The following is a 24733-nucleotide window of genomic DNA, read 5'->3' as shown; positions in this document are numbered from 1 at the left end:
TCACCATGGCCACGCCCCGCCGGGGCCGCACGGCCACACCCCCCGCACCCAGGGAGCCCTCATGGCACTCATACCCAGCATCTACGCGCGTCGCATTGGCGTGCTCGCGTCAACCGCCGCGCTCGCCGCTCTGACCTCGCTCCTCAACGCCCCGAGCGCCCAGGCCGCCCCGCCCGCCCCCATGAGCGCCTCGGCCGCCCGCGCCTACCTGGCGACGGTCACCCCGAAGACCGAGGGCTCCACCAGCGGCTACAGCCGCGACCTCTTCCCGCACTGGAGCACCGTCTCCGGCACCTGCAACACCCGCGAGACCGTCCTGAAGCGGGACGGCGTCAATGTCGTCCAGGACTCCGCCTGCGCCGCGGTGAGCGGAAGCTGGTACTCCGAGTACGACGGCGCCACCTGGACCGTCGCCTCCGACCTGGACATCGACCACGTCGTCCCGCTCGCCGAGGCATGGCGCTCCGGCGCCAATTCCTGGACCACGAGCAAGCGCCAGCAGTTCGCCAACGACCTCACGCGCCCGCAGCTGATCGCGGTCACCGACAACGTCAACCAGGCCAAGGGCGACCTCGACCCCGGCAAGTGGCTGCCCCCGCGGACGGCCTACCGTTGTACGTACGCACGGATGTGGGTCAACGTGAAGCAGTACTGGGGTCTGAGCATGGACTCCGGCGAGAAGACGGCCCTGGTCAACATCCTGAACGGCTGCTGACCGAGCCGGCCGATCTTTCCCCCGTCAGGGGGAGGCGTGGCTCCCCCCACCCGTCGTACCGTGATCGAAGGGGCTACGGAGGAGGGGGAGTTGCATGGCCGGGTTGCGTCTGGGGCCGCTGCTGCGCCACGTCGACTGGGACACGGGCGGGTCGGCCACGATATGGGTCGAGGCGGACCGCCCGTGCACGGCCGAGGTGCGGTGCGCCGACGGGGCGGGCGGCAGTGTGCGCACCTTCCAGATTGCCGGCCACCACTACGCGCTGGTGCCGGTGACCGGCCTGACCCCGGGCACGACCACGGCGTATGAGGTGCTGCTCGACGGTCGGCAGGTGTGGCCGCTGCCCGGCAGCGGCTTCCCGCCGAGCACGATCACCGCTCCGGCCGTGACGGGCCCCGGCCGTCCGGCCCCCGGGCTGCGCGTCACCTTCGGCTCGTGCCGGCAGGCCGCGCCGCCCGCCGGCCGGCACGGGCCGCACGGGGCGGATGCGCTCGACACCCTCGCGGCGCGGCTGGCCGCCGACCCGGAGGCGGTGCGCCCGGACGTCCTGCTGCTGCTCGGCGACCAGGTGTATGCCGACGCGCTGTCGCGGGAGACCCGGGCGTGGCTCGCGGCCCGGCGGGATCTGCGGGAGCCTCCGGGCGCCCAGGTCGCGGACTACGAGGAGTACACCCGGCTCTATTACGAGTCCTGGCTCGACCCGGAGATCCGCTGGCTGCTGTCGACCGTGCCCAGCCTGCACATATTCGACGACCACGACGTCATCGACGACTGGAACACGAGCGCAGCGTGGCTGGCGGAGATGCGGGCGACGCCCTGGTGGCGGGAGCGTGTCCTCAGCGGGCTGATGTCGTACTGGGTGTACCAGCACCTGGGCAATCTCTCCCCGGCCGAGCTGGCTGCCGACGGGCTGTACGAGGCGATACGGCAGACCCCGGACGGTACGGAGGTGCTGCGGGCCTTCGCGTCCGCGGCGGATGCCGATCCGGGCACGGTGCGCTGGAGCTACCGGCGCGACTTCGGCCGGACCCGGCTGCTGATGGTGGACACCCGGGCCGCGCGGGTGCTGGCCGAGGACGGGCGGGCGATGCTCGATCCGGCGGAGCAGCAGTGGCTCCGGGAGAACGCCCTGGCCGGGCACGGCGCTTACGACCATCTGCTGATCGGGTCCTCGCTGCCCTGGCTCATGCCGCCGCTGATCCACGATGCCGAGACGTGGAACGCCGCTCTGTGCCGCGGGGAGCGGGGGCCGCGGTGGGCGCGGATCGGGGAGGATCTGCGTCGGCGCAGCGATCTGGAGCACTGGGCGGCGTTCCCCGCCTCGTTCGCGGCGCTGACCGATCTGATCGAGGAGGTGGGGACGGGGCCGCGGGCGCCGGCGACGGTGTGCGTGCTGTCCGGGGACGTGCATCACGCGTATGTGGCCGAGCCTCGAATACCGAGTACGGCGCGGGTGTTCCAGCTGACGTGCTCGCCGGTTCACAATTCCATCCATACCGCGGTGAAGTGGGGATTCCGGCTGGGCTGGTCCCGGACGGGGCGGTGGCTGGGGCGCGGTTTCTCCCTGCACGGGCGGACGGGTCGGCCGCCGGTCAACTGGCGGCGTACGGGTGGGCCCTGGTTCGGCAATCAGCTCATGACGCTGGCCCTGTCGGGGCGGACGGCTCGGCTGCGGTTGGACCAGGCGCGCAAGAAGCGTGCGGGTGCCGTGCTGGTGACGGTGCTGGACCGGGAGCTCACGGCGGCGGAGTAGGAGAGGCGGCCGGCACCGGCGGTGCGGGGCGGCGGACTTGGTGTGGCGGTGGTGCGGGATCCGCCCCGGGCATCCGGGGCACGAACGCCGGGCGTACGCTGTATGGCTGTCAGCCGCTCCTGCCGCTCCCCCGCGACGTCGCGGCGCTTCATGCCGCAGCACGTCAACCGGACTGGGGAGTCCCGCTTTGTTTGAGACGCTGGGGTCGCTGACCGCGAGCCCATGGATCTATGCCCTCGTGGCGGTGTCCATCGTGCTCGACGTCTTCCTCCCGGTGCTCCCGAGCGGGGTTCTGGTGATCACTGCTGCGGCAGCCGCGGCAGCCGCCGGGGCGGCGGGACCGGTGCCGGTTCCGGTGCCCGAGCAGGTGCCGGACATCCTGCTCCTGCTCGTCATCGCCACGACCGCCTCGGTGCTGGGTGACATGGCCGCGTTCCGTCTGGGCCGGCGCGGCGGAGCCCGGCTGGACCGGGCCATCGCCCGCTCCCGCCGGCTGACCCGGGCTCATGAGCGCCTCGGTACGGCTCTGGCTCGCGGGGGCGGCGCCCTGGTCGTGATCGCCCGATTCGCACCGGCCGGACGCTCGGTGGTGTCCCTGGGCGCGGGCAAGACCCAGCGCCGGGTCGCGGAGTTCCTGCCCTGGTCGGTCCTGGCGGGCATGGCCTGGGCGGGCTACAGCGTGTCCCTGGGCTACTTCGGGACCCAGTGGCTCGGCACTCAGTGGCTCGGCACCGCGCTCTCGGTCGTCGCCCTCTTCGCGGCGGGCGCCCTGGCGGCCTTCCTGGTCCGCCGGCCGACTCCGGTGACGGCGGCGTAGGCCGCGCCTCCACGGCTGGACGCGTCCCACCGCGTCGGCTCCCCCGGGCGGAGCAGTGGCTCACCCGTTCACCCGGCCCCGATCGCCGCCCCCGGGCCGGGCTCCTAGCGTCCGAAGCACGTGCGCAATCGAACCCGCGTCACATCCGTGGCCTGGCCGCGCCGTTTCGACGAGCCGAGGAGTCCTCTCCATGCCCGCCAAACCGCCCGCCGCTCCGCCCGCCGCTCCGTCCACCGCAGCGCGACGTCTGATCACCGTCGCGGCCGCGACCTTCATCGCCGCTGCTGCCGCTCCCGCCACACTCGCCTACGCCTACCCCTCCGCCACCGTCTCCCCCACCACCGTCGCCCCGGGCGGCCGGGTCGCCCTCAATGTCGACGGATGCGGCACGCAGACCGCCCGGGTCACGTCGACCGCCTTCGGCGAGGTGCGGCTGACCCCGGGCAGCGCCTCGGCCGCCAGTCTCTTCGGCAGTGCCACCGTCTTCCGCGACGCCACCCTCGGAACGCATCGTGTCGTCTTCGAGTGCGGCGGCCCCGGCGGTGAGCGCGCCACCGTATCGCTGCAGGTCACCACGGGTGCGGCGCGCGGCGGGACGGGTGGCAGCATCGGTTCGATGAGCCCGGGTGAGATCGCCGTCGGCAGCGCCCTGGCCGTGGGCGCGCTGGGCGCCGGAGTGTGGGTGATGCGCCGCCGCGCGGCGGCCTCGTAGGCCGTGTCCGGGTTACGCCGGGGCGGCCTGCCCCCGTACGTGCACCCCGTCGAGCAGCGCCGCAGTGGCCTCGGCGACGGCGTCCACCGCCGCCTCGAACACCTCGCGGTTGTGCGCGGCGGGAACCCGGAACCCGGACACCTTGCGTACGTACTGCAGGGCGGCGGCGCGGATCTCCTCCTCGGTCGCCTTCTCGGGGATGGCGGGCGGGCGCAGGGTCTTAATGGAACGGCACATACCCCTACTATCCCGCTACCGGGGCAGCTCGGCCCCGGAAAGTTTCATGATCAAACCGGCTTGGAGGCGGGCCCTGAGCCCCGGGTCCTCGACCGTCTCCAGCAGCTCGATGGCCTGCTGGGTCGTCTCGGCGGCGCGCCGGTCGTCGCGCAGCGAGGCGGTCTGGTCGGCCATGTGCTGGAGCGCGGCGTCGGCCCGCCGGTGGAAGAGCTGCCCGATCAGGGTGGTGACCAGTCCGGCCGAGCTCGTGACGATCCCCAGGTACAGCTCCCCGCCCGCCTCGGCCTTCCAGACGGCCAGCCCCACCCCGACGAGCAGGATCGCCGCCCCGACCCCGGCGAACCGCTGGCTGGTCACGAAGCTGCTGCGCGCCTGGGTCAGTCCGTAGGCGTAGTACTCGACGAGGATCGGGGTGAAGTCGTCCCGCCGGTCCCCCGGCTGCGCCGCGGGGTGCTGGATCCCGCCGACGTCCTGGAACTTCCGGCTCCCGGGCACGACGGTCGGCCCACCCGGCCCGCCCGGCCCGCCCGGTTCACCCGGTTCACCCGGCTCGGCGAGGTGCGCGAGCAGCCGCGCCCGCTCCTCGTCCCGTTTCCGTTCGAACCCCACCCCCAGGGACCGCTCCATCAGCGCCAGCGCCACGGCGACCACGGCCACGACCAACCCACCCCACGCGAGCTCGCCCATCCCCCGACGATCCCACGCCCCGAACCCCCGGCCAAGAGCGCACCCATCGCACCGAATGCGGATGAACCACACCGAACCTAGACTGACCGAGGCATGAACTGTCGCCGACGAGGGAGACCACGACCATGGCCAAGCGAGGCAACAAGCGTCGGGCCCGCAAGAAGAAGAAGGCGAACCACGGCAAGCGCCCCAACGCCTGAGCGAACAACCCGAAAGACCCCCGACCTCAACCGGCCGGGGGTCTTCGCACGATGCCACCCCTGCAGGGCACCGAAAACCCCGGTGCTCACCCGCCGCCGCGGGCGTACCGTCGGTCTGTCGCACAGGGGGGTGGGGGCCGTGTTGTACACGCACGAGGTGATCCTGAACGAACTCGCTCAGGGCCTCAGGTCGACGGCCAACAGCATCGAGTGGTTCGAGGGTCTCCCGGAGGACGACCGGCGCAAGACCTTGCACACCCTGGAGTTGATCTGCGGGCAGGCCCGCGCACACGAGAGCGACGTACCGGAGAGCATCGCGCGCTCCGGCATCCGGCCCACTCATACGCCCGCGGTCATGCTCACGAAATGGCACTTCGGCATGCACCGGCTGCCGGCCTACGAACTCACGAAGTCCTTTCGCCTGCTCGTCGCCCTCTTCACCATCGCCGACACCCGCAGGCGGACCCTGTACTGCGCCGACGGGTGCACGCACGCGTGGCACCATCTGCCCGCGTCCCACGAGTAGGTTCACGCACAGGGGGCGACGCCGGTGATGTTCGGGTACTCAAACGCATGGTGGGCGCTGCTGATGCTCCCGGCGGTGCTGTGGGTGCTGTTCGGGCCGTTCGTCATGGTTCCGCTGGGGGTGTGGTGCGCCTCGGCGCCCGGCCTGCGGCCCCGGCTGTGGTCGGTGCTGACCCCGCTGATACCGGTGACGACCTCGGCGATCCTCACGATCTTCCCGCTGGGCAAATGGGACCGGCCACGGCGGGTGGACGGCGGCCTGGACCCACCGCTGGCACTGGACGACTTCCTCGCCCACCTGGCCGTGTACATCGGCGGCATCACGGTGCTGCCCTGGCTGCTCGGCTACGCCATCACGCACCTGCTGCACTTCATCCGCGCCCGCCGACGCACCCGGACAAGCCGCCCGGGGCAACGGAGACGGACACGCCATAGCCGCGCGCCGCTGTCGATCAGCAGCCAGTACGTGTTGACGCCGTCCTCGAACGCACCGAGGAACACAGCCCGACCCTGTGGAAAATCGCGGACTTCCAGCTCCCGATCCGGGTCCCTTCCCAACCCAGTTGCTGCCGCACGGCCTCGTGCGCGAGGTTGTTCGTCTGCGTTCGAGCGTCTGCGAACTACGCCGAACGAAAAGGAAACTGATGCGGGGCCCGGATGGAACGAGTAGAGGCCGAGCTGTTCACCGACGGCGGGAACGACGCCGTGGTGCGCCTCCCGGGCCGGAACTTCCCCGGCGTCCTGATCCAGGGAGACACCCTCAGCATCCTCCAGACGGACGTGGCCGAGCTCGTCGAGCTGTGCGCAGCCGGCGACTTGGAGGAAGCCCGGCACGTGGCCGGCCTCCTCCACGCCGACCTGGGGGAGAAGCTCCAGCGCTACGCCGAAGCCCTCAAGGCCCACGGGATCCCCCTCCCCTTTTTCCCGTAGCCCTGGCCCGAGTGCCCAGTGGCGGGGGCACGCCTCACTCAGAGGTCGTCGGTGCCCACTCCGCCATCAGGTCCGCACACACGATCCGCACTGTGCCAGTGGTGAGCCTCAGTTCATGCGTGCAGCCGGCCTCATGCGGCAGGACTTCGTCCAGACGCACGCTGTTGAAGTCGGACAGCTCGACGGCGCCACCGTCGTCAGCCGTGATCTCGACGTGGCCGACACCGCTGTAGCGGATCGTGAGCACCTCGTCCTGGCCTCCTGACCAGGTGAAATGGATCTCGCACCGCTCTTGGAAATCGCCGGCGGCAGGCAGCGCCAGAGGTCGGAGGTCCTTCACGCACCGCGATGCCGAGAAGTCGTAGTGCTCGGGATCCGAGGCGAACGCACGCGCCCCGGGCGGGAGGGCCGGGGCGAGTTCGGGCAACTTGGCGAGGTAGGCACTGGGGTCGTGCCAGTACGCCCCTCTGCCCTGCTGTTCGACGACTACGTACTTCATGTTCCCCCTCGGCCGGTGGCTTGAGGCACTCAAGCGACGCGCCGACTGTACGCGGACGGACCGCCACACCTTGGCTGCGTCACCTCGCCCCCTCAGCGCCCAAGCAGCCACATGATCAGCCGGTGCGAGTGGGACAGATCATGGCCGTCGACCGCACCTGGTACTGCCTTCTCCTCCTCACCGAGGACGGCAGCGCACCGATGGCCTGCGCAGGCGTCGGCAACAGGTCGAGACTGTCATCACCAACATTCCCGGACGACACACCTAGAGCGAGTCGTCACGCTCCAGAACGAGGCCGGACGAGCCGTCCTCAAGGTCAACGCCCGCATCGAGGTGAAGGTGGTGCCCGTTCCGTATGCCGGGGCCGGCGAGTTCCAGCAGTCGCTCCGCGAGGACGCGAAGCCCTTCAGCGTTGGCCTTGATGACAGCTTCGCCGGTTGAGCTCTGCACCTTGATCAGTGGTTCATCCATGCCGCCACGCTAATCTGCGGCCGATGAACTCCGCTTCCCGGCAGCGGACCTGACCGGAGCCAGCCCTCCGGAGCGCAGTCCGCGCGATCTCGGGCTGTCGGCCCGCAGGCGGGGAAAAGTCGACCGCGGCGACCCGCCGTGGTCGTCGGAGCGCCTGCCCGGGGCCGGGCCGGGGCCGGGTCGGCGGCCGGAAGGGCCGGACTGCCGTCAGGAACTACCGTCAAAGGCCCCCAGCCGCATGCGGCTGGGGGCCTTTTCACTGGTGGGCGCGGACGGTTTCGAACCGCCGACATCTGCTTTGTAAGAGCAGCGCTCTACCCCTGAGCTACGCACCCGTGGATGAGTGGACAGCCTACATGGCGGGCACACCCCCCACGCAAACCCGTTCCCGTGGGGGAGAATGGATCGGGGCACGGCGGACGCGGCACGGGAGAGGGATTGTGACGACGGCATCCCGGCGGTGGTTCGGCGGGCGGGACGAGAGTCGGCGGGCGGATGCGCAGGCGGCGAAGGATGCCGCCGCGGCCGCGTTCTACGAGCTGGATACGGCGCAGCGGGATCTGCGGATCTCGATCGAGACGATCGCCGCGGCGGACGGGTCGCCCGCCGCGCGGCAGGCGACCGAGGGGTTCGCCGCGCTCGGGCGGCGGATCGACGAGGTCAGTCACGTCTACATCCAGGCGGTCGACGCGCACGACCTGGACCGGGCGGAGTTGGATGCCTCGGTCGCCACGCGCGCACAGCAGGAGCTGTCCCGGGCGCGGGACGAGCTGGTGCGGGTCCAGGGGGAGCTGGAGCGGTTCGCCCAGGGGCTGCAGCCGCTGCTGGACAAGGCGGAGACACAGCTCGCGCGGGTGGCGCCGGCCCGGGAGCGGGCCAGGGCCGCGCTGATCGGGGCCAGTGACGCGCTGGATGCCGTACGGGCCAAGGGGATGCGGGCCGATGACCTGGCTGCGCGGCTCGCGGCGCTCGGCCCGGAGCTGACCAAGCTGAACCAGGGCGCGGCCCAGCACGGGGTGCAGGAGACCGTGCAGCGCGCCGACCGGATCCTGCGCGACGCGGAGGCCATACGGGCCGAGGCGGCGCGGCTGCCCGAACGGGCGGCGGAGATCGACCGGCGGCTGGTGAGTCTGCGGACGCGGGCGCAGGCGTTGCGCAACCGGGCGGACCGGGTGGATCCGGTGCTCAGCGAGTTGCGGCGGCGGTTCAGCGCGGCGTGCTGGCAGGACCTGCAGCAGGTGCCGGACGAGGCGGTACGGGATGTGGCGCGGGCCGAGGAGCAGTTGCGGGAGGCCGGCCGGGCCCGGGACGAGCAGCGCTGGGCCGATGTGGGGGCGCTGATCGAGGCGGTCCGTGAGTCGCTGGACGCGACGGACGAGGCAGTGTCGGCGGCCCAGGACCGGCTGACGCGGCTGGAGGCGGTGGCGCGGGATCCGCAGGCCGAGGTGGACCGGACCCGTTTCGCGATCCGGGATGCGCAGCGGCTGGCGATGGCGGGCCGCAGTGTGCCGGATCCGCGGCATGCGCAGCCGCTGGACGACGCGGTGGCGCGGGTGGGCCGGGCGCTGTCGGCGCTGGAGGGCCGGCATCCGGACTACTGGGCGTTCCTGCTGGAGATGGCGGACGTACGGGCTGCCGTGAACCGGGTGGTGAGCGGTATCCGGGCCGAGCGCGGGCACGCCTAGGCCGTCTCTTTCGGATCTTGTCGGTCGGGCCCGTGTCGTCCGGTGCCGTGCATCTCCCCCAGCTATCGCTGGGAGGTGCCCCCTGGGCGGAGGAGCACAGTTGTACTGGATGTACTGCGGTGCTCCGACAACGCGGCGAGGTGCGGTGCCGGGCGGCGCGGGCCCGGCAGGATCCGAAAGAGACGGCCTGGCCGGCGGGCGGGGCGGGCCCGGTTGTTTCCGGGCGGCCTACGGCGGATGCTGGGAGGTGCCGGGAACGGAACAGAGGAGGGCACCATGGCTGCCCACACCACCCACGAGCCTCCCGCGGCCCATGAGCCCTACGTGGCCCACGCGGCGTACGGGTGCACCGAGCCGCACGAGCACTACGCGCCCTACGTGGCCCACGAGCCCGATCCCGATGCGCCGGCCCCGCCGCGCTTCGCAGACACGGTCTCCCGCCGCATGGAGCGGGCGCTGCATCCCGTGAACGCGCGGCTCGACGATCACCTGCCCACCGACCACAAGCTCAGCCAGGTGTACCGGGTCGGGGCGGGGCTGACGGGCCTGTTGCTGGTGGTGTTCGGGATCCTGGGGCTCGTCGATCAGATCGGGTTCTTCGACACCGGTGGGGACACGGTGCTCGCCCTGAACACCAACGGTGCGCTCAGCGTCCTGTCGATCTGTATCGGAGCTCTGCTCTTCGTCGGGATGGTGATCGGCGGCACCTTCGCCTCGACCCTGAACATCGTGCTGGGCGTGCTGTTCATCGCGAGCGGGTTCGTGAATCTGGCGCTGCTGGACACGGAGCTGAACTTCCTGGCCTTCAAGATCCAGAACGTGCTGTTCAGCTTCGTCGTCGGCGTGATGCTGATGTGGTTCGGGATGTACGGGCGGGTGGGCAGTGCTCTGCCGCACGACAATCCGTACTGGCGGGCCCGCCACCCCGAGCAGGCGGCCCGGGAGGACCGGGCGCGGCGGGCCCAGGGGCTGGCACCCGTGACCCCCGTCATGCACGGCCGCTGCCCGTAGCCGCGCCGTACGTAGCGCCCGGGCGCCGGGCGCGCTTAGCCTGTGCGCATGCCTCGATACGATTTCCGCTGCCGGACCTGCGACGACACCTTTGAGGTCAGCCGGCCCATGGCCGAGTCCTCCGCGCCCGCCGACTGCCCGGCGGGCCACTCCGACACCGTCAAGCTGCTGTCCGCCGTCGCCGTCGGCGGCGCGGCGAGCAGTGCTCCGGCGCCCGCGATGGGTGGCGGCGGGGGCGGCTGCTGCGGTGGCGGCGGCTGCGGCTGATTCCAGGGACCGCGAACGGGTCCACGGCTGCGGCCCGGTCCAGGGCTGTGGTTCGGGCCCGGGGCTGTGGCCCCGGGCCCGGATCCGATTGAGGAGCCGTTCCTAGCGCTTGCGCGACAGGGTGAGGCCGTCCGAGATCGCGAGCAGGACGGAGTCCATGCGCGGGTCCGCCGAGACGTGGTCGTTGAAGGCCCGCACGCCCGCCGCCGAGCCGGTGGCCGACTCGTCGAGGACCGTGCCGTGGAACAGCGTGTTGTCGGTGACGATCAGGCCGCCCGGGCGCAGTCTCGGCACCAGCTCCTCCCAGTAGGCGACCTGGCTCTCCTTGTCCGCGTCCACATAGGCCATGTCGATGTGCGGTTCGGTCGGCATCGCGCGCAGGGTCTCCAGCGCCGGTGCGATGCGCAGCTCGATGCGGTCCGCGACGCCCGCCTCCTCCCAGGCCTGCCGGCCGTACTGCGTCCACTCCTCGGAGACGTCGCAGGCGATGAGGCGGCCGTCCGCGGGCAGCGCCTGGGCCATCGACAGGGCCGAGAAGCCGGTGAAGGTGCCGACCTCGACGATGTGGCGGGCGCCGGTCAGCCGGACCAGGAAGGCCAGCAGCGGCCCCTGCTCCTCCGCCGACTGCATCCCGGCCACGTCGGGGAACTTGGCGTACGTCGTCGCCACCAGCCCCCGCTGGACCGGGTCCAGCGGGGGATTGTGGTCGAGCATGTACCGGTAGAGCTCGTCCGTGATCTTGGTGCTGTTGCCCTTGGTCATGCGTCCAGTCTGCCGAGTCGGGCCGCCTCGCGGGCGAATGCGCGCACGATTTCCTCGCCCGCCAGGACGCCCGCCGTGGCCAGCGCCTTCACCGAGGGCGCCGTCCAGGCCGCGTCGGCCAGTTCGCCGTGGCCCGGGCGCCAGCCCGCGTCCGCCGCCAGCAGCAGGTCGGCGTCCAGCAGCGAGTCGCCGGCCGCGAGGGTCGTGGAGGCTCCCGTACGGCGTGCGACCTCGTGCATCGCCGCGCTCTTGGTGAGCGGGCGCGGGACCGCGTAGATCTTCCGGCCCTGGAGGGAGACCGTCCAGCCGCGGTCCTCGGCCCATCGCGTCAGGGTCTTGAGCCATTCGTCCGGGACCAGGTCCCTTTCGACGACGAGGTAGGCGAAGAGGTCCTCCGCCAGCCGCGCCTTGCGCAGCCAGGCCGGGTCGGCCACGGCCAGCAGGTGCTGGTGGACCTCTTCCAGGGGGGCGCACTCCTCGGCCAGGCGCGCCGCGACCTGCCGCCGCCAGTCCCGGTCCGGTACCCCGTCGACGAGCAGCTGCCCGCCGTTGGCGCAGATGGCGTACTGGGCCGGGCGGCCGGGGAAGCGGATGCGCTGGTACTGCTTGCGGGTACGGGTGGTGGTGGGGACGAAGACCACCGAAGGGTCGGCCGTCAGCTCCGCCAGCAGTCCCGCCGCAGTCTCCGTCATGTAGGACAGCGGCTTGCTCTCGTGGACCTCGACGCACAGCAGCCGCGGGGCCACCGGGTCGGGCATGGTCAGACCGAGGGCGGCCGTCGAGTAGATGAGCGTACGGTCGAGATCACTGGCTACGAGGACAGTCACTTCGAGGCCACAGCCTTTCCGTCGGCGCCGGTGGCGCCGCGCGTGAATCGGGGGTGAATGAGTCCTACGCACGTGTAGGGCAGTCCGTCGACCTCTTCCACCGGGACGCCGCGCTGCTCGGCGAGCAGCCGTACGTGGTCCAGGTCGGCCCCGGCGCCGCGCTGCGCCAGGATCTTCCACGGCACCCGGCGCAGCAGGACGCGGGTGGTCTCGCCGACGCCGGGCTTGACGAGGTTCACGTCGTGGATGCCGTACTCCTCGCTGATCCGCTCGACGGCCGCCCAGCCCTCCCAGGTGGGGGTCCGGTCGGCCGCGAGGAGTTCCTTGACCTCCTCGTCGACGGCGTCGGCCACCTCGTCGAAGTGGGCGGCGACGGTGTCGACGAAGGCGACGGAGACGTCGGCCCCGGCGAGCTCGCGGTAGAACTTCGCGCCGTGGAAGTCGGCGGGACCGACGAGGTCGGACCTCAGAACCGTACGCGAGATGAGACCGGACACGGTGGAATTGAGGCAGGCGGACGGGATCAGGAAGTCCTCGCGGGTGCCGTACGTGGGCACGCAGGAGCCGGGGTCGGCGAGGACGACGATCTCCGGGTCGAAGCCCGGGAACTCTTCCAGGGCGACCTTGAGCTCGCGGGTGATGGCGCCCTTGCCGGTCCAGCCGTCGACGAAGACGACGTCGGCCGGGTCGTGGTGGGCGGCCAGCCAGCGCAGGGCGTTGGCGTCGATGCCGCGGCCGCGCACGATGGAGACAGCGTAGTGCGGCAGGTCGAGGCCGTGGCGGGCCTGGGCCCAGCGGCGCATCAGTACGCCGACGGGGGTGCCGGCGCGGGCGAGGGAGACCAGGACCGGGGACGGGGAACGCTCGGCGAGGACGGTCTCGGTGACCGTGCCGACGGCCCGGGCTATTCGGGCGGCCGAGGTGTTCAGCGCGCTCCGGTACAGCTCCTGGTACTGGGGGGACGGCTGGTACTCGACGGGCAGGGACTCGGCGTAGTGCGCGCCGCCCGCCTGGATCGCCTCCTCGCGCTCCTCCGTCGGTGCCTCCAGTTCGACCTCGGAGAGGTCCTGGAGGAGCCAGCCGACGTCTTCGGGGGCGTACGAGGAGAAGGCGGGGCCGCGCAACGGCTCGCGCAGGGTCGGCTCGGTGGGCTCGGTCATGATCGGCTTCGGCTCCCGCCGGTCGGGTACGTAGGACGGGACCACGGCCAGGACGACGCGGCCGGTGTGCGGGGCGAGGGCCGCCAGCAGTCCCGTGTGCAGCTCGGGGGTGTCCCCGGCCGAGTCCACGACGGCGACGACGGCATCGAAGCCGGCGCCGTCCGTGCTGTGGACGTTGTAGGCGTAGCGGTCGCCGGGGCCGTCGGCCGGGGCGTCGTGGGCCGGGAAGACCAGCCGGGTGCGGATGGCGTAGCCGGGGTCGTCCACGGCGAGCACGGGTGAGCGGGTGGTGGTCGAGAAGCGGACCTCGCGGGCCGCTCCCGCCTCCTCCAGGGACTTGGCGAGGCGCAGCGGCGCGTACATCAGCTCCTCGTTGCCGAGTACGAGGACCCGTCCGGGCGCGTCGCCCAGCGCGGCGGCGACCTCTCCGGCCAGCCGGGGCAGGGCCGCCTCGAGCCGGGTGCGGTGGGCCGGGGTGAAACCGTGGCGGCCGCCGTCGGGGACCCCGGCCGGCCAGTTCAGGTCGACGCGCGTGAACGGCTGCGGGCCGTCCGCCGGGGCCGTGCTGCCGGGCCGGTCCGATCCCGCGGCGACCGTACTGCCGGTCCCGTCCGGTCCCGCGGCGCCCTGCTCCTCGTGCTCCTCCACCAGCGCCCGGCCCCTGGCCAGGACGCCGTCCGGGAGGGACACCGTGCCCGAGGCGAGCGCGATCAGGTCCACGCGCGCGCCCAGCTCGGCGGCGAAGGCGGTGAGCCGGTCGCGGTCGGCCGCCGAGCGCATGTCGACGAGCGCGACGACCACGTAGTGCGAGCGCGGATGGCGGGCGTGCAGGTCGCGGATGGTGTTCAGGACCGTGTTGCCGGTGGAGAACTCGTCGTCGACAAGGACCAGGGGCCCGCTGCCGGCGAGCAGCCGCGGGTCCTCGGGCAGCAGGAGGTGCGAGGTGGCGTGCGAGTGCGCCTCCTCGAAGCCGCCGGCCGGCTCCACGCCGGGCACCGGGCGGCGGGTGGAGTGCAGGTAGGGGGCCGGGCCCAGGCCGTCGGCCACGCAGTGGCCGAGCCCGGTGGCGGTCTCGGCGTAGCCGAGGACGACCGCGGCCGCGGCGCCCTCCTCGCCGAGCAGCGCCCGTACGCGCTCACCGAGCCCGAAGCCCGCCGCGTACACGACCGCCGGCGAGGCCGGGACGTGCTTGCCCAGCACCTGCGAGACCAGCAGGTGCGCCCGCTTGGGGTTGCGCCGCAGGGCCAGTCCGAGCAGCTCCGTGAGCCGCGGACTCCCACCGGAGTCCTGCAGGCTCACGCCCAGCCGGTCCGCGACCCAGGTACCCGACCACACCGCTTCGATCGTCTTGCCTTTCCTCGTCATCGTCATTGTCCGTGCCTGTGCCCGGGTCCGCGCGTGCGTCCGCGCTGCGTCCGCGTCCCGGGCCGCAGGGGCCGGCTCACACCTGGAGCCCGGCCGTGAGCAGGTCGACGAAGCCGACCTCCTCCTTCGCCACACCGAAGACCTCGGCGCGCAGCATGGTGCGCTCGGCCCAGGCCCGGTGGGGCTTCACCTCGTTCATCTTGTTCGTGTAGGCGGAACGCATCACGCCGCCACCGCCGCGCTCGGGCCGCAGGATGTCCTGCGCATCGCAGAACTCCTCGTGCGAGACCACCGACAGCGCGTGCACGGGCGTGACGTGGGCGGGGTGGATGCAGGTCTTGCCGAGGAGCCCGTTGGCCCGGTCCAGCTCGATCTCGCGCAGCAGTCCGTCCAGGTCGTGCTCGATGAGGGCGGTGCGCAGTTCCTCCACGCCCTCCTCCAGGAAGGGGCTGCGGCGCAGCTGGGGCTTGAAGAGGCGCTGCTGGCTGCGGAAGTACTCCCAGACGGGCCCGGTCACCGTGAAGCCGGTGCCGTCGGCCCGGCTGAGGACGTTGACGACGTCCGCGATGACGCCCGCCACGATCTGGACGTCGTAGGCGGTCATGTCGGGCGTGCGCCGCAGGCCGTAGGCCGAGCAGAAGTCGGTCACGCCCAGCCGCAGCGCCAGCACCCGCTCGCGGTGGCTGTTGACCGTGCGGGAGATGCCGGCGAGGGCCTCCACGCGGGTTTCCAGGTGGAGCAGGTCCGGGGTTTCCAGGACGGGCATGGCATACAGGCGGGGCAGTCCGCTCAGCGCCTCCGCCTGGGCGACGGCTTCGAGGAAGGCGATCCCGCGGTTCTCGTCGAACTTGGGGAGTACGAATCCGGCCAGCCGCCGCACGGAGCCGCCCAGTCGGCGCACCAGGTCGGGTATCTGCTCGGCCGTGCGGACGCGGATGAAGAGCAGCGGGAGCTCCGGGCCGTCGGTGTCGAGCTCGCGGAAGTGCCGGACGAGGTTCTCCTCGGCTCCGGCGACATCGCCGTCGCTGATGGAATCCTCCAGGCAGAGGACCATGGACACGACTCCGCGGGCGGCCTGCTTGCGGATGTCAGCGGCGAGCGTGGGGCGGGTGGCCGGGCTGTAGAGGGTGGCCCCCAGGGCCGCCGCGAGGACGCGGGAAGGCGAGGCTCCGGTGAATTCCGCCGGTTCCTGGTGGAAGAGGTCCTTACGGACGGTGGGCGATATGTGCCCAAAGTGACGCATGTGCTTCCCCCGTACTGCCTCGGCGGCCCAACTGGCATGGCCGGTAATAGTACGTACGAACGTGAGTCAAGAGTTCCTCAAGCACATGAAGTTCAGGTAACCCTCTTGCACCATGCCCAGGTCTCGCGTTCGAGACAAGGCCCTACGGGGGGCCGCATTGTCCCTGTCCACCCCGGGAGGGCAGGATGACGTGCATGACGCACGCGATGCAGAAGGGCTCGAACATCCCGGTGGCCGCCGTGGCGGTCCGGGCGGTGCTGCGCTGGACCGGCGGCCCCGAGGTGCCGGACGTGGACGCCTCGGCGCTGCTCGTCGGCCCGGACGGCCGGGTGCGTTCGGACGAGGACTTCGTCTTCTACAACCAGCCCCGGCACCCCTCGGGGGCCGTCTGGCGACTGGGCAAGAAGCAGATCGGTGACGCGATCACCGATGCCGTCCAGGCGGACCTGCGCACGGTGACGCCGACGGTGGACCGGATCCTGGTGGTCGCCTCCGCCGAGGACGTCCCCTTCCAGCGGGTCCACGACCTGCGGATCCTCCTCTACGACGCCACCGCGACCGGCAGCTCCGAGCCGCTGGCCTACTTCGACGTACGGCCCGAGACCGGCGCCGAGACGGCGCTGATCTGCGGGGAGCTGTACCGGCGGGGTGAGGGGTGGAAGTTCCGGGCGCTCGGCGAGGGCTACTCCGACGGGCTGGTGGGCCTGGCGACCGACCACGGGATCTCGGTCGACGAGAACGCCGGCGAGCCCGACGCGGCCCCCGCGGCCGGGCCCGCCTCCGAGCAGACGGCGATGATGGCCCCGCCCACGCAGGCCCCGCCGCCCATCCAGCCCGCCTACGGGTACCCGCAGCCGGTGTCCCCGGCCCCGGTGCCGGGTCCGGGCGGCGATCCGTCCTTCCGGCTGCCGGTGCAGGGCCCGCAGTTCATCCGCCGCTGAACCGACCCGGCGGTCCCGGCCGGGTCAGCGGCCGACCCGACCCGGCCGGCCCGCACCACGCCGAGGGCCCCTCGGACGCCGACGCGTCCCGGGGGCCCGGTCAGCTCTTGGCGCTCTTGTAGCCCCGCCCCCACTGGAGCCCCCAGCCGTACAGGCGGTCGAGCTCGGCCTGGAAGCCGTACACGAACTTCACCTCGCGCCGCACGACGAGCTCGCCCTTGACCTTCTCCAGCGAGACGACCGCGCAGGAGCGGGCCTGCGGGTGCCGCTCGTCCAGCGGGATCTCGATCCGCGGCCCCGTGACGGGGTAGAGGGTCACCATGGCGTGCGTACGGTCGAAGGCCGGGGTCTGGTCGTAGATGTAGACGAAGACCAGCAGCCGCTTGATCTCGTCGGCGTGGTCGAGGTTGACGTAGAGGGTCTCCCCCGACGCCGAGCCGAACCGGTCGTCCCCGCTGAGCTTGACGTACGGCGGGTCGTTGAGGTCGCCCAGCAGGTTCCCCAGCGGCTGCACGGCGCCACGGGTGCCGTCCGTCAGTTCGTACAGGCAGCCCATGTCGAGGTCGACATTGACCATGCCCTGGGTGTGCGCCTGCACCATGTCCGGCTTGAACAGCTTGAACGGGTGCCGGAAGAGCTGGCCGCTCTGGCCGGAGCGGCCGCCGATGTCCGAGGTGCGCATGCGCCAGGACAGGTTGACGCGCAGATTCCCGTGGACGGCCCCCTGTTTGGTGAGCGAAATCGTCGAATGTCGCTTGGTCAGCTCGATCGCGTTCGACGAGGCACTGCCCGACTGGAACTGCACGGCCCGGTTGCCCATGATCCCGTCGAAGAAGCCCATCCCCTACCCCCCTGGTCCCCTGATCCCCTGATCACCCTGAGCCTACGGAAGCGGGGCGGCCCAACGGGTCCGTGAACCCGGTGGACCGCCCCGCAATGGAGCGTTCCGCATTACCGCCGCGGTCATGCCTCGGCGGAGGAACCCTCCAGTTCCAGGCGCTTGTTGCGGCGCACCGAGGACCAGAAGGAGGCGGCGATCAGCACCACGCCGATGAGGCCGGTGATGATCTCGCTGATCTCGTGCTGGATGGTGACGAGCAGGATGACGGCGAGCGCGCCGATCGCGTAGTGCGCGCCGTGCTCCAGGTAGACGTAGTCGTCCAGGGTGCCCTGGCGGACCAGGTAGACCGTGAGCGAACGGACGTACATGGCTCCGATACCCAGGCCGAGCGCCATCCAGAAGATGTGGTTGGTGATGGCGAAGGCGCCGATGACCCCGTCGAAGGAGAACGAGGCGTCGAGGACCTCCAGGTAGAGGAAGAGGAAGAACGCGGCCTTGCCGGCGAGGCCGACGGCGGAGACGGGCTTGCCCGCGGCCTTGGCCTTCTCCTCCTCCTCGTGCTCGCGCTCCTCTTCCTCCTCCAGCTTGTCCTCGAAGTACGAGGACAGGCCGCCGACGATCAGGTAGGTGATCAGGCCGGCGACGCCGGCGAGCAGCACGGTGGCGGACTTGTCCGCGTGGCCGGTGCTGGTGTGGGCGTTGACGGCGAAGGTCATGGCCGAGACCAGCAGCGCGATCAGGGCGATGCAGACCGAGAGCATGTCGACCTTGCCGAGCTTGGCCAGCGGACGCTCCAGCCAGGCGAGCCACTTGTGGTCCCGCTCCTCGAAGATGAAGTCGAGGAAGATCATCAGCAGGAACATTCCGCCGAAGGCGGCGATGGCCGGGTGGGCGTCGGTGACCAGGGCCTCGTACTGATCGGGGTGGTCCAGGGCCAGCTCGATGGCCTCGATGGGGCCGACCTTGGCGCTGATGGCGACGATCGCCACCGGGAAGACCAGCCGCATACCGAAGACTGCGATCAGGATGCCGACGGTGAGGAAGATCTTCTGCCAGAAGGCATTCATCTTCTTCAGGATTCCGGCGTTGACGACCGCGTTGTCGAAGGACAGTGAGATCTCGAGGATCGACAGGATCAGTACGACCCCGAATGCCTCCCACCCCCACTGCCACGCGGCAAAGGCAAGGCCGAGCGCCGTGATGGCGAACGACCAGCCGAAGGTTTTCAGAACCACTGGCACCTGGCACCCCATGCGTCTGTGTACGGCTTTACGAAACGTTGACCCCGAAGTCTAGAGCGATGCCCCGAAGCCCCGACGCGTACCCCTGCCCCACCGCACGGAACTTCCATTCGCCCCCGTACCGGTAGACCTCACCGAAGATCATCGCGGTCTCGCTGGAGGCGTCCTCGGAGAGGTCGTAGCGGGCCAGTTCCTGGCCGTCGGCCTGGTTCACCACGCGGATGAAGGCGTTGCTGACCTGACCGAAGCTCTGGCGGCGGGCGTCCGCATCGTGGATGGAGACCGGGAAGACGATCTTGTCCACGGTCTGCGGCACCTTGGTGAGGTCGATGATGATCGACTCGTCGTCGCCGTCACCCTCGCCGGTGAGGTTGTCCCCGGTGTGTTCGACGGAGCCGTCGGGGCTCTTCAGGTTGTTGTAGAAGACGAAGTACTCGTCCCCCAGCACCCGGCCGCTGTTGCACAGCAGCGCGCTGGCGTCGAGGTCGAAGTCGGCTCCCGTGGTCGAGCGCGCGTCCCATCCGAGACCGATCAGGACCCTGGTGAGGTTCGGTGCGGCCTTGGAGAGGGAGACATTGCCCCCCTTGGCGAGTGTGACGCCCATGTTGTGGTCCTCCCCGGACGACGGTGTGGCGATGTGACGGGTGGTGCCGTGTGGCGGGTGCGGCGGTGTGGCGGGTGGTGCCGTGTGGCGGGTGCGGCGGTGTGGCGGGTGGTGCCGTGTGACGGGTGCGGCGGTGCGCCTTCCGCGGTGGTGCGGCGGTGCGGTGTCCGCGGCCAAAGCCGGTCCGGCGCCGTACACACAGTGCACGGCGCCGGACGGATGAACTGCGATCAGGCTCAGACGTTGACGCCGAAGTCCTGCGCGATGCCGCGCAGGCCCGATGCGTAACCCTGGCCGATGGCACGGAACTTCCACTCCGCACCGTTGCGGTACAGCTCGCCGAAGACCATCGCGGTCTCGGTCGAGGCGTCCTCGGAGAGGTCGTACCGCGCGAGCTCGGTGTTGTCGGCCTGGTTCACGACGCGGATGTACGCGTTGCGGACCTGGCCGAAGCTCTGCTGGCGGCTCTCGGCCTCGTAGATCGAGACCGGGAAGACGATCTTGGCGACGTCGGCCGGGACGCCGGCCAGGTTCACCTTGATCGCCTCGTCGTCGCCCTCGCCCTCACCGGTGGTGTTGTCACCGGTGTGCTCCACCGAGCCGTCGGGGCTCTTCAGGTTGTTGAAGAAGACGAAGTTCGCGTCGCTGGTGACCTTGCCCTGGTCGCTGGTCAGGATCGCGCTGGCGTCGAGGTCGAAGTCGACACCGGTGGTGGTGCGAGCATCCCAGCCCAGACCGACGATGACCGCCGTCAGGTTAGGCGCGGCCTTGGTCAGCGAGACGTTGCCGCCCTTGCTGAGGCTGACTCCCACGGGTCCTCCATTGGGTTCTGTGTGTGGGGCGGTGCCCCGTCGTGCAGGGGGCCCTCCCGGTCGTGACCGGGGGAGCTACCGGATCAACGTTTCGATCCTAGTGACGGGTTCCCGCCCGTAAGCGGTTTTCGCAGGGGAAATGCGTGTACGGCTCGCGCGGGCGCGCTCAGAGACTGTCGAGTGCCTTGATGTACTCGTTCAGGTCACGCGCGTCGGGCAGTCCGTTGACGACAGTCCAGCGCACGACGCCCTCCTTGTCGATGATGAAGGTGCCGCGGACCGCGCATCCCTTGTCCTCGTCGAAGACCCCGTACGCGCGGGAGGTCTCCCCGTGCGGCCAGAAGTCCGAGAGCAGCGGGTACTCCAGCCCCTCCTGCTCCCCGAAGACCCGCAGGGTGGGCACGGAGTCGTTGGAGACCGCGAGGAGCTGCACGTCGTCGTTCTGGAAGCGCGGGAGCTGGTCGCGCAGCTCGCACAGCTCGCCGGTGCAGACGCCGGTGAAGGCGAACGGGTAGAAGAGCAGCACCACTGCCTTCTCGCCCCGGAAGTCGGAGAGCCGCACCGTGGCGCCGTGGTTGTCCTTGAGCTCGAAGTCCGGGGCCTTGTCGCCGACCTCGATCGCCATCTTTCGCATCCCTTCGTTCCTGCATTCCTGCATGGGGCTGTTCGGGTGAGACCCACCCTAGGCTGCGCCCCGCGCGCCGAACGCGCACACCCCGCCGACCGCGGGTGACCGGGTCGGCGGGGTGTGCGTCCGCTTGGCTGCGGGGGACGGCTCAGCGCTTGGACTTGGCGGCCTTCGGCGTCACCAGCTTGGTGGAGGTCCACTCCTTGCCGATGGCCAGGCCCTTGGCGAGCGAGAGGCCGGCCGTCTCGGCGGCCTCGCTGATGTCGCTGGCCTCGACGTAGCCGTCACGGCCCGTCTTGGGGGTCAGCAGCAGGATCAGTGCGCCGTCCTCGACCAGCTCGGTCGCATCGACCAGGGCGTCCGTCAGATCGCCGTCCTCGTCGCGGAACCACAACAGCACCGCGTCGGCGCCCTCGTCGTAGTCCTCGTCGGCGAGCTCGCTGACGAGCTTCTCGACGCCGTCACGGAATTCCTGATCGACGTCGTCGTCGTAGCCGATCTCCTGGACCACCTGTTCGGACTGGAAACCCAGCCGGGCGGCCAGGCTCTCCGCGTGGTCCGCGGTCGCGCTCACGGGGTGCCTCCTGCTCATGTTCGGTGAATGTCTTTCGGCGGCGCGCGTACGCGCAGCATTGGGCGTAGTCCACACGGGCGCGGCGGATCGCGCAAGTACCCGGCGGCCGAGACCGCCGAAACGGTGACGATTGCGGCCGTCTCGCCGCAACTTTCAGCCTCCCCGCGTGCACCTCTCGTGATTCATCCCACACCATTCCAGCTCATTCGGCATCATCGTCGGCGCTTGATGCCTTTCCTACCTGTTTGAGGGACGAACGGTCTCGCGAAGCCGCCGCCCGACTTGGGCGTAAGGTGCGGTTTGGCCGGACTTGCAACGGATCCCCGCCGATCCTTCCCTCCGGGTTCCCTGCATTTTCCGGGGATTACCCGGTGGTAAAGATGAAGATTTCGGCCCAGCGTAAGAGCATGGGAGGCGGCGCCCCCCAGTTACGGCTTCAGCCCGACTCCCCCGACAGTGAAGGAACAGCGTGGCTTCCGCATCCGATCGCAATCCGATCATCATTGGCGGCCTGCCGAGTCAGGTCCCGGACTTCGATCCGGAGGAGACGCAGGAGTGGCTCGACTCCCTCGACGCCGCAGTCGACGAGCGGGGCCGTGAACGCGCCCGCTACCTGATGCTGCGGCTGATCGAGCGGGCCCGCGAGAAGCGCGTGGCCGTGCCCGAGATGCGCAGCACGGACTACGTCAACACGATCGCCACCCGGGACGAGCCCTTCTTCCCCGGCAACGAGGAGATCGAGCGCAAGGTCCTCAACGCCACCCGGTGGAACGCGGCCGTGATGGTCTCGCGCGCCCAGCGTCCCGGGATCGGCGTCGGCGGCCACATCGCCACGTTCGCCTCCTCCGCCTCCCTCTACGACGTGGGCTTCAACCACTTCTTCCGGGGCAAGGACGAGGGCGACGGCGGCGACCAGATCTTCTTCCAGGGCCACGCCTCCCCCGGCATCTACGCCCGCGCCTACCTCCTGGACCGGCTCACCGAGCAGCAGCTCGACTCGTTCCGCCAGGAGAAGTCGAAGGCCCCCTACGGCCTTTCGAGCTACCCGCACCCGCGGCTGATGCCGGACTTCTGGGAGTTCCCGACCGTCTCGATGGGCCTCGGCCCGCTCGGTGCGATCTACCAGGCGCGGATGAACCGGTACATGGAGGCGCGCGGGATCGCGGACACCTCCAAGTCCCACGTTTGGGCGTATCTCGGCGACGGCGAGATGGACGAGCCGGAGTCGCTCGGCCAGCTGTCGATCGCCGCCCGTGAGGGCCTGGACAACCTGACCTTCGTCGTCAACTGCAACCTCCAGCGCCTCGACGGCCCGGTCCGCGGCAACGGAAAGATCATCCAGGAGCTGGAGTCGATCTTCCGCGGCGCCGGCTGGAACGTCATCAAGCTGATCTGGGACCGCTCCTGGGACCCGCTGCTGGCCCAGGACCGCGACGGCATCCTGGTCAACAAGATGAACACGACGCCCGACGGGCAGTTCCAGACGTACGCCACCGAGTCGGGCGCGTACATCCGCGAGCACTTCTTCGGGGACGACCAGCGGCTGCGCGCGATGGTCGAGAACATGTCCGACCAGCAGATCCAGCACCTGGGCCGCGGCGGTCACGACCACAAGAAGGTCTACGCGGCGTACGCGGCGGCCAAGGCGCACAAGGGCCAGCCGACGGTGATCCTGGCGCAGACCGTCAAGGGCTGGACGCTCGGTCCGAACTTCGAGGGCCGCAACGCCACGCACCAGATGAAGAAGCTGACGGTCGACGACCTCAAGCGCTTCCGCGACCGCCTGCACATCCCGATCACGGACGCGCAGCTGGAGGGCGGGGCGCCGCCGTACTACCACCCGGGCCCGAGCTCCCCTGAGATCCAGTACATGCACGACCAGCGCAGCGCGCTGGGCGGGTACGTGCCGACCCGTGTGGTGCGCGCGAAGCCGCTGCAGCTGCCGGACGACAAGACGTACGCGGCCGCCAGGAAGGGCTCCGGGCAGCAGTCGATCGCCACGACCATGGCCTTCGTCCGCATCCTGAAGGACCTGATGCGGGACAAGGAGATCGGCAAGCGCTTCGTGCTGATCGCGCCCGACGAGTACCGCACCTTCGGTATGGACGCCTTCTTCCCGAGCGCCAAGATCTACAACCCGCTGGGCCAGCAGTACGAGGCGGTCGACCGCGACCTGCTGCTCGCGTACAAGGAGTCCCCGACCGGCCAGATGCTGCACGACGGCATCTCGGAGGCGGGCTGCACGGCCTCGCTGATCGCCGCGGGTTCGGCGTACGCGACGCACGGCGAGCCGCTGATCCCGGTCTACGTCTTCTACTCGATGTTCGGCTTCCAGCGCACGGGTGACCAGTTCTGGCAGATGGCCGACCAGCTCGCGCGCGGTTTCGTCCTCGGTGCGACCGCCGGGCGGACCACCCTCACGGGTGAGGGCCTCCAGCACGCCGACGGTCACTCCCAGCTGCTGGCCTCGACGAACCCGGGCTGTGTGGCGTACGACCCGGCCTACGGCTACGAGATCGCGCACATCGTCAAGGACGGTCTGCGGCGGATGTACGGCCCGGAGGCGGAGGACGTCTTCTACTACCTGACCGTCTACAACGAGCCGATCCAGCACCCGGCCGAGCCGGCGGACGTCGATGTGGACGGCATCCTGGGCGGCATCCACCGGGTGTCGCAGGGCACCTCGGGCAGCATCGGGGCGCAGCTCATGGCCTCGGGCGTGGCGGTGCCGTGGGCGCTGGAGGCGCAGCGGATCCTGGCCGCCGACTGGGGCGTGCGGGCGGACGTCTGGTCGGCGACCTCCTGGAACGAGCTGCGCCGCGAGGCGGTCGAGGTCGAGGAGCACAACCTGCTCCACCCGGAGGAGGAGCAGCGCGTCCCGTACGTGACGCGGAAGCTGTCGGGTGCGGAGGGGCCGTTCGTGGCGGTCTCGGACTGGATGCGGGCGGTTCCGGACCAGATCTCGCGGTGGGTGCCCGGCGCGTACACCTCGCTGGGCGCGGACGGCTTCGGCTTCGCGGACACCCGCGGCGCCGCGCGGCGCTTCTTCCACATCGACGCGCAGTCGGTGGTCCTGGCGACGCTCACCGAGCTCGCCCGGGCGGGGAAGATCGACCGCTCGGTGCTGAAGCAGGCGATCGACCGCTACCAGCTGCTGGACGTGACGGCGGCGGACCCGGGCGCGGCGGGCGGCGACGCGTAACGCGGGCGGCGGACGGTACGGGCG

The 24733-nt window shown here is 70.7% G+C and carries 27 protein-coding genes and 1 tRNA gene; 13 read left to right on the top strand and 15 right to left on the bottom strand.

Going from position 1 to position 24733, the window contains the following annotated elements:
- The first annotated feature begins 70 nt into the window (after nucleotides 1-70).
- From ACWGE1_RS20945 to ACWGE1_RS20930, 4 genes are all read left to right on the top strand, one after another.
- Nucleotides 71-715, top strand: coding sequence for an HNH endonuclease family protein (locus ACWGE1_RS20945; protein ID WP_453422003.1), 645 nt, complete (start codon nucleotides 71-73; stop codon nucleotides 713-715).
- A gap of 94 nt (nucleotides 716-809) precedes the next feature.
- Nucleotides 810-2468, top strand: a complete 1659-nt coding sequence (locus ACWGE1_RS20940) for an alkaline phosphatase D family protein (protein WP_453421987.1) — start codon at nucleotides 810-812, stop codon at nucleotides 2466-2468.
- Nucleotides 2469-2655: 187 nt separating this feature from the next.
- Nucleotides 2656-3285, top strand: coding sequence for a DedA family protein (locus tag ACWGE1_RS20935; RefSeq protein ID WP_453421986.1), 630 nt, complete (start codon nucleotides 2656-2658; stop codon nucleotides 3283-3285).
- Nucleotides 3286-3475: 190 nt separating this feature from the next.
- Nucleotides 3476-3997 (top strand): hypothetical protein, encoded by a 522-nt coding sequence (locus tag ACWGE1_RS20930; RefSeq protein ID WP_453421985.1) that lies wholly within the window; start codon nucleotides 3476-3478, stop codon nucleotides 3995-3997.
- A gap of 12 nt (nucleotides 3998-4009) precedes the next feature.
- Here the strand turns inward: ACWGE1_RS20930 and ACWGE1_RS20925 are convergent, their stop codons facing one another.
- Both ACWGE1_RS20925 and ACWGE1_RS20920 read right to left on the bottom strand, forming a co-directional pair.
- On the bottom strand, nucleotides 4010-4234 hold the full coding sequence (locus tag ACWGE1_RS20925) for a DUF2277 domain-containing protein (protein ID WP_266484671.1): 225 nt from the start codon (nucleotides 4232-4234) through the stop codon (nucleotides 4010-4012).
- A gap of 15 nt (nucleotides 4235-4249) precedes the next feature.
- Entirely contained in the window at nucleotides 4250-4921 is a 672-nt protein-coding gene (locus tag ACWGE1_RS20920; RefSeq protein ID WP_453421984.1) for a TRADD-N-associated membrane domain-containing protein, read from the bottom strand.
- A gap of 125 nt (nucleotides 4922-5046) precedes the next feature.
- Between ACWGE1_RS20920 and ACWGE1_RS20915 the strand changes: the two genes are divergently transcribed.
- The 4 genes from ACWGE1_RS20915 to ACWGE1_RS20900 all read left to right on the top strand — a co-directional run bounded on the left by ACWGE1_RS20915 (nucleotide 5047) and on the right by ACWGE1_RS20900 (nucleotide 6576).
- Nucleotides 5047-5121 (top strand): 50S ribosomal protein bL37, encoded by a 75-nt coding sequence (locus ACWGE1_RS20915; RefSeq protein WP_100661309.1) that lies wholly within the window; start codon nucleotides 5047-5049, stop codon nucleotides 5119-5121.
- Nucleotides 5122-5260: 139 nt separating this feature from the next.
- Entirely contained in the window at nucleotides 5261-5647 is a 387-nt protein-coding gene (locus ACWGE1_RS20910) for a DUF5958 family protein (protein ID WP_453421983.1), read from the top strand.
- A 24-nt stretch (nucleotides 5648-5671) separates the two neighbouring features.
- Nucleotides 5672-6316 carry a hypothetical protein gene (locus tag ACWGE1_RS20905; RefSeq protein ID WP_453421982.1) on the top strand — a complete coding sequence of 215 codons (645 nt, stop codon included), beginning with the start codon at nucleotides 5672-5674 and terminating at the stop codon, nucleotides 6314-6316.
- Complete coding sequence (locus ACWGE1_RS20900; protein WP_453421981.1) at nucleotides 6304-6576, top strand: DUF6959 family protein; 273 nt, start codon at nucleotides 6304-6306, stop codon at nucleotides 6574-6576. The genes ACWGE1_RS20905 and ACWGE1_RS20900 overlap by 13 nt, the downstream gene beginning before the upstream one ends.
- 34 nt (nucleotides 6577-6610) lie before the next feature.
- On the opposite strand, the gene ACWGE1_RS20895 is transcribed toward ACWGE1_RS20900, so the two are convergent.
- From ACWGE1_RS20895 to ACWGE1_RS20885, 3 genes are all read right to left on the bottom strand, one after another.
- The gene (locus ACWGE1_RS20895; RefSeq protein ID WP_453421980.1) at nucleotides 6611-7075 is read right to left on the bottom strand and encodes a hypothetical protein; all 465 of its coding nucleotides are present in this window, start codon (nucleotides 7073-7075) and stop codon (nucleotides 6611-6613) included.
- 264 nt (nucleotides 7076-7339) lie between these two features.
- The gene (locus ACWGE1_RS20890; protein ID WP_453421979.1) at nucleotides 7340-7546 is read right to left on the bottom strand and encodes an Imm32 family immunity protein; all 207 of its coding nucleotides are present in this window, start codon (nucleotides 7544-7546) and stop codon (nucleotides 7340-7342) included.
- Between the two features lie 260 nt (nucleotides 7547-7806).
- A tRNA-Val gene (locus ACWGE1_RS20885) sits at nucleotides 7807-7881 on the bottom strand.
- A 105-nt stretch (nucleotides 7882-7986) separates the two neighbouring features.
- Here ACWGE1_RS20885 and ACWGE1_RS20880 point away from each other — a divergent pair.
- The 3 genes from ACWGE1_RS20880 (at nucleotide 7987) to ACWGE1_RS20870 (ending at nucleotide 10509) form a co-directional block, all read left to right on the top strand.
- Nucleotides 7987-9231: a hypothetical protein gene (locus ACWGE1_RS20880; RefSeq protein WP_453421978.1), complete on the top strand. Its 1245-nt coding sequence runs from the start codon at nucleotides 7987-7989 to the stop codon at nucleotides 9229-9231.
- A 444-nt stretch (nucleotides 9232-9675) separates the two neighbouring features.
- Nucleotides 9676-10242, top strand: a complete 567-nt coding sequence (locus ACWGE1_RS20875; RefSeq protein ID WP_453422002.1) for a DUF4383 domain-containing protein — start codon at nucleotides 9676-9678, stop codon at nucleotides 10240-10242.
- A gap of 48 nt (nucleotides 10243-10290) precedes the next feature.
- Entirely contained in the window at nucleotides 10291-10509 is a 219-nt protein-coding gene (locus tag ACWGE1_RS20870; RefSeq protein ID WP_453421977.1) for an FmdB family zinc ribbon protein, read from the top strand.
- 102 nt (nucleotides 10510-10611) lie between these two features.
- On the opposite strand, the gene ACWGE1_RS20865 is transcribed toward ACWGE1_RS20870, so the two are convergent.
- The 4 genes from ACWGE1_RS20865 to ACWGE1_RS20850 form a co-directional block, all read right to left on the bottom strand.
- Complete coding sequence (locus ACWGE1_RS20865) at nucleotides 10612-11271, bottom strand: O-methyltransferase (RefSeq protein ID WP_453421976.1); 660 nt, start codon at nucleotides 11269-11271, stop codon at nucleotides 10612-10614.
- Entirely contained in the window at nucleotides 11268-12098 is an 831-nt protein-coding gene (locus ACWGE1_RS20860; protein WP_453421975.1) for an HAD family hydrolase, read from the bottom strand. Before ACWGE1_RS20860 ends, ACWGE1_RS20865 begins: the two co-directional genes overlap by 4 nt.
- Complete coding sequence (locus ACWGE1_RS20855) at nucleotides 12095-14623, bottom strand: phosphoribosyltransferase (protein WP_453421974.1); 2529 nt, start codon at nucleotides 14621-14623, stop codon at nucleotides 12095-12097. Before ACWGE1_RS20855 ends, ACWGE1_RS20860 begins: the two co-directional genes overlap by 4 nt.
- Before the next feature lie 76 nt (nucleotides 14624-14699).
- Nucleotides 14700-15866 carry an HpcH/HpaI aldolase/citrate lyase family protein gene (locus ACWGE1_RS20850; protein ID WP_453421973.1) on the bottom strand — a complete coding sequence of 389 codons (1167 nt, stop codon included), beginning with the start codon at nucleotides 15864-15866 and terminating at the stop codon, nucleotides 14700-14702.
- Between the two features lie 194 nt (nucleotides 15867-16060).
- Between ACWGE1_RS20850 and ACWGE1_RS20845 the strand changes: the two genes are divergently transcribed.
- A complete protein-coding gene (locus ACWGE1_RS20845) occupies nucleotides 16061-16807 on the top strand; it encodes a TerD family protein (RefSeq protein WP_453421972.1) in 747 nt (248 codons plus the stop codon).
- A gap of 100 nt (nucleotides 16808-16907) precedes the next feature.
- On the opposite strand, the gene ACWGE1_RS20840 is transcribed toward ACWGE1_RS20845, so the two are convergent.
- The 6 genes from ACWGE1_RS20840 to ACWGE1_RS20815 all read right to left on the bottom strand — a co-directional run bounded on the left by ACWGE1_RS20840 (nucleotide 16908) and on the right by ACWGE1_RS20815 (nucleotide 21507).
- Nucleotides 16908-17648 carry a TerD family protein gene (locus ACWGE1_RS20840; RefSeq protein ID WP_453421971.1) on the bottom strand — a complete coding sequence of 247 codons (741 nt, stop codon included), beginning with the start codon at nucleotides 17646-17648 and terminating at the stop codon, nucleotides 16908-16910.
- A 122-nt stretch (nucleotides 17649-17770) separates the two neighbouring features.
- Nucleotides 17771-18883 (bottom strand): DUF475 domain-containing protein, encoded by a 1113-nt coding sequence (locus ACWGE1_RS20835; protein WP_453422001.1) that lies wholly within the window; start codon nucleotides 18881-18883, stop codon nucleotides 17771-17773.
- Nucleotides 18884-18917: 34 nt separating this feature from the next.
- Nucleotides 18918-19493, bottom strand: a complete 576-nt coding sequence (locus tag ACWGE1_RS20830; protein WP_453421970.1) for a TerD family protein — start codon at nucleotides 19491-19493, stop codon at nucleotides 18918-18920.
- A gap of 236 nt (nucleotides 19494-19729) precedes the next feature.
- Nucleotides 19730-20305, bottom strand: coding sequence for a TerD family protein (locus ACWGE1_RS20825; protein WP_030009302.1), 576 nt, complete (start codon nucleotides 20303-20305; stop codon nucleotides 19730-19732).
- Between the two features lie 166 nt (nucleotides 20306-20471).
- Nucleotides 20472-20930, bottom strand: coding sequence for a peroxiredoxin (locus ACWGE1_RS20820; protein ID WP_453422000.1), 459 nt, complete (start codon nucleotides 20928-20930; stop codon nucleotides 20472-20474).
- 151 nt (nucleotides 20931-21081) lie between these two features.
- A complete protein-coding gene (locus ACWGE1_RS20815) occupies nucleotides 21082-21507 on the bottom strand; it encodes a DUF3052 domain-containing protein (protein ID WP_453421969.1) in 426 nt (141 codons plus the stop codon).
- A 469-nt stretch (nucleotides 21508-21976) separates the two neighbouring features.
- Between ACWGE1_RS20815 and aceE the strand changes: the two genes are divergently transcribed.
- A complete protein-coding gene (gene aceE / locus ACWGE1_RS20810) occupies nucleotides 21977-24709 on the top strand; it encodes a pyruvate dehydrogenase (acetyl-transferring), homodimeric type (protein ID WP_453421968.1) in 2733 nt (910 codons plus the stop codon).
- Nucleotides 24710-24733: the final 24 nt, after the last annotated feature.

The sequence above is a fragment of the Streptomyces sp. NPDC054932 genome, from assembly GCF_053610205.1.
Note: the sequence above shows the minus strand (reverse complement) of the source record. Positions and strands in the feature narration are given on the sequence as shown.

Excerpts from the sequence above, each read along its gene's own strand:
- ACWGE1_RS20890 (WP_453421979.1), bottom strand. The coding sequence starts at position 7,546 with ATGGATGAACCACTGATCAAGGTGCAGAGCTCAACCGGCGAAGCTGTC.
- ACWGE1_RS20855 (WP_453421974.1), bottom strand. The coding sequence starts at position 14,623 with ATGACGAGGAAAGGCAAGACGATCGAAGCGGTGTGGTCGGGTACCTGG.
- ACWGE1_RS20820 (WP_453422000.1), bottom strand. The coding sequence starts at position 20,930 with ATGGCGATCGAGGTCGGCGACAAGGCCCCGGACTTCGAGCTCAAGGAC.
- ACWGE1_RS20870 (WP_453421977.1), top strand. The coding sequence starts at position 10,291 with ATGCCTCGATACGATTTCCGCTGCCGGACCTGCGACGACACCTTTGAG.
- ACWGE1_RS20865 (WP_453421976.1), bottom strand. The coding sequence starts at position 11,271 with ATGACCAAGGGCAACAGCACCAAGATCACGGACGAGCTCTACCGGTAC.
- ACWGE1_RS20895 (WP_453421980.1), bottom strand. The coding sequence starts at position 7,075 with ATGAAGTACGTAGTCGTCGAACAGCAGGGCAGAGGGGCGTACTGGCAC.
- ACWGE1_RS20840 (WP_453421971.1), bottom strand. The coding sequence starts at position 17,648 with ATGGGCTTCTTCGACGGGATCATGGGCAACCGGGCCGTGCAGTTCCAG.
- ACWGE1_RS20930 (WP_453421985.1), top strand. The coding sequence starts at position 3,476 with ATGCCCGCCAAACCGCCCGCCGCTCCGCCCGCCGCTCCGTCCACCGCA.
- ACWGE1_RS20850 (WP_453421973.1), bottom strand. The coding sequence starts at position 15,866 with ATGCGTCACTTTGGGCACATATCGCCCACCGTCCGTAAGGACCTCTTC.
- ACWGE1_RS20925 (WP_266484671.1), bottom strand. The coding sequence starts at position 4,234 with ATGTGCCGTTCCATTAAGACCCTGCGCCCGCCCGCCATCCCCGAGAAG.
- ACWGE1_RS20875 (WP_453422002.1), top strand. The coding sequence starts at position 9,676 with ATGGAGCGGGCGCTGCATCCCGTGAACGCGCGGCTCGACGATCACCTG.
- ACWGE1_RS20845 (WP_453421972.1), top strand. The coding sequence starts at position 16,061 with ATGACGCACGCGATGCAGAAGGGCTCGAACATCCCGGTGGCCGCCGTG.
- ACWGE1_RS20830 (WP_453421970.1), bottom strand. The coding sequence starts at position 19,493 with ATGGGCGTCACACTCGCCAAGGGGGGCAATGTCTCCCTCTCCAAGGCC.
- ACWGE1_RS20900 (WP_453421981.1), top strand. The coding sequence starts at position 6,304 with ATGGAACGAGTAGAGGCCGAGCTGTTCACCGACGGCGGGAACGACGCC.
- ACWGE1_RS20940 (WP_453421987.1), top strand. The coding sequence starts at position 810 with ATGGCCGGGTTGCGTCTGGGGCCGCTGCTGCGCCACGTCGACTGGGAC.
- ACWGE1_RS20920 (WP_453421984.1), bottom strand. The coding sequence starts at position 4,921 with ATGGGCGAGCTCGCGTGGGGTGGGTTGGTCGTGGCCGTGGTCGCCGTG.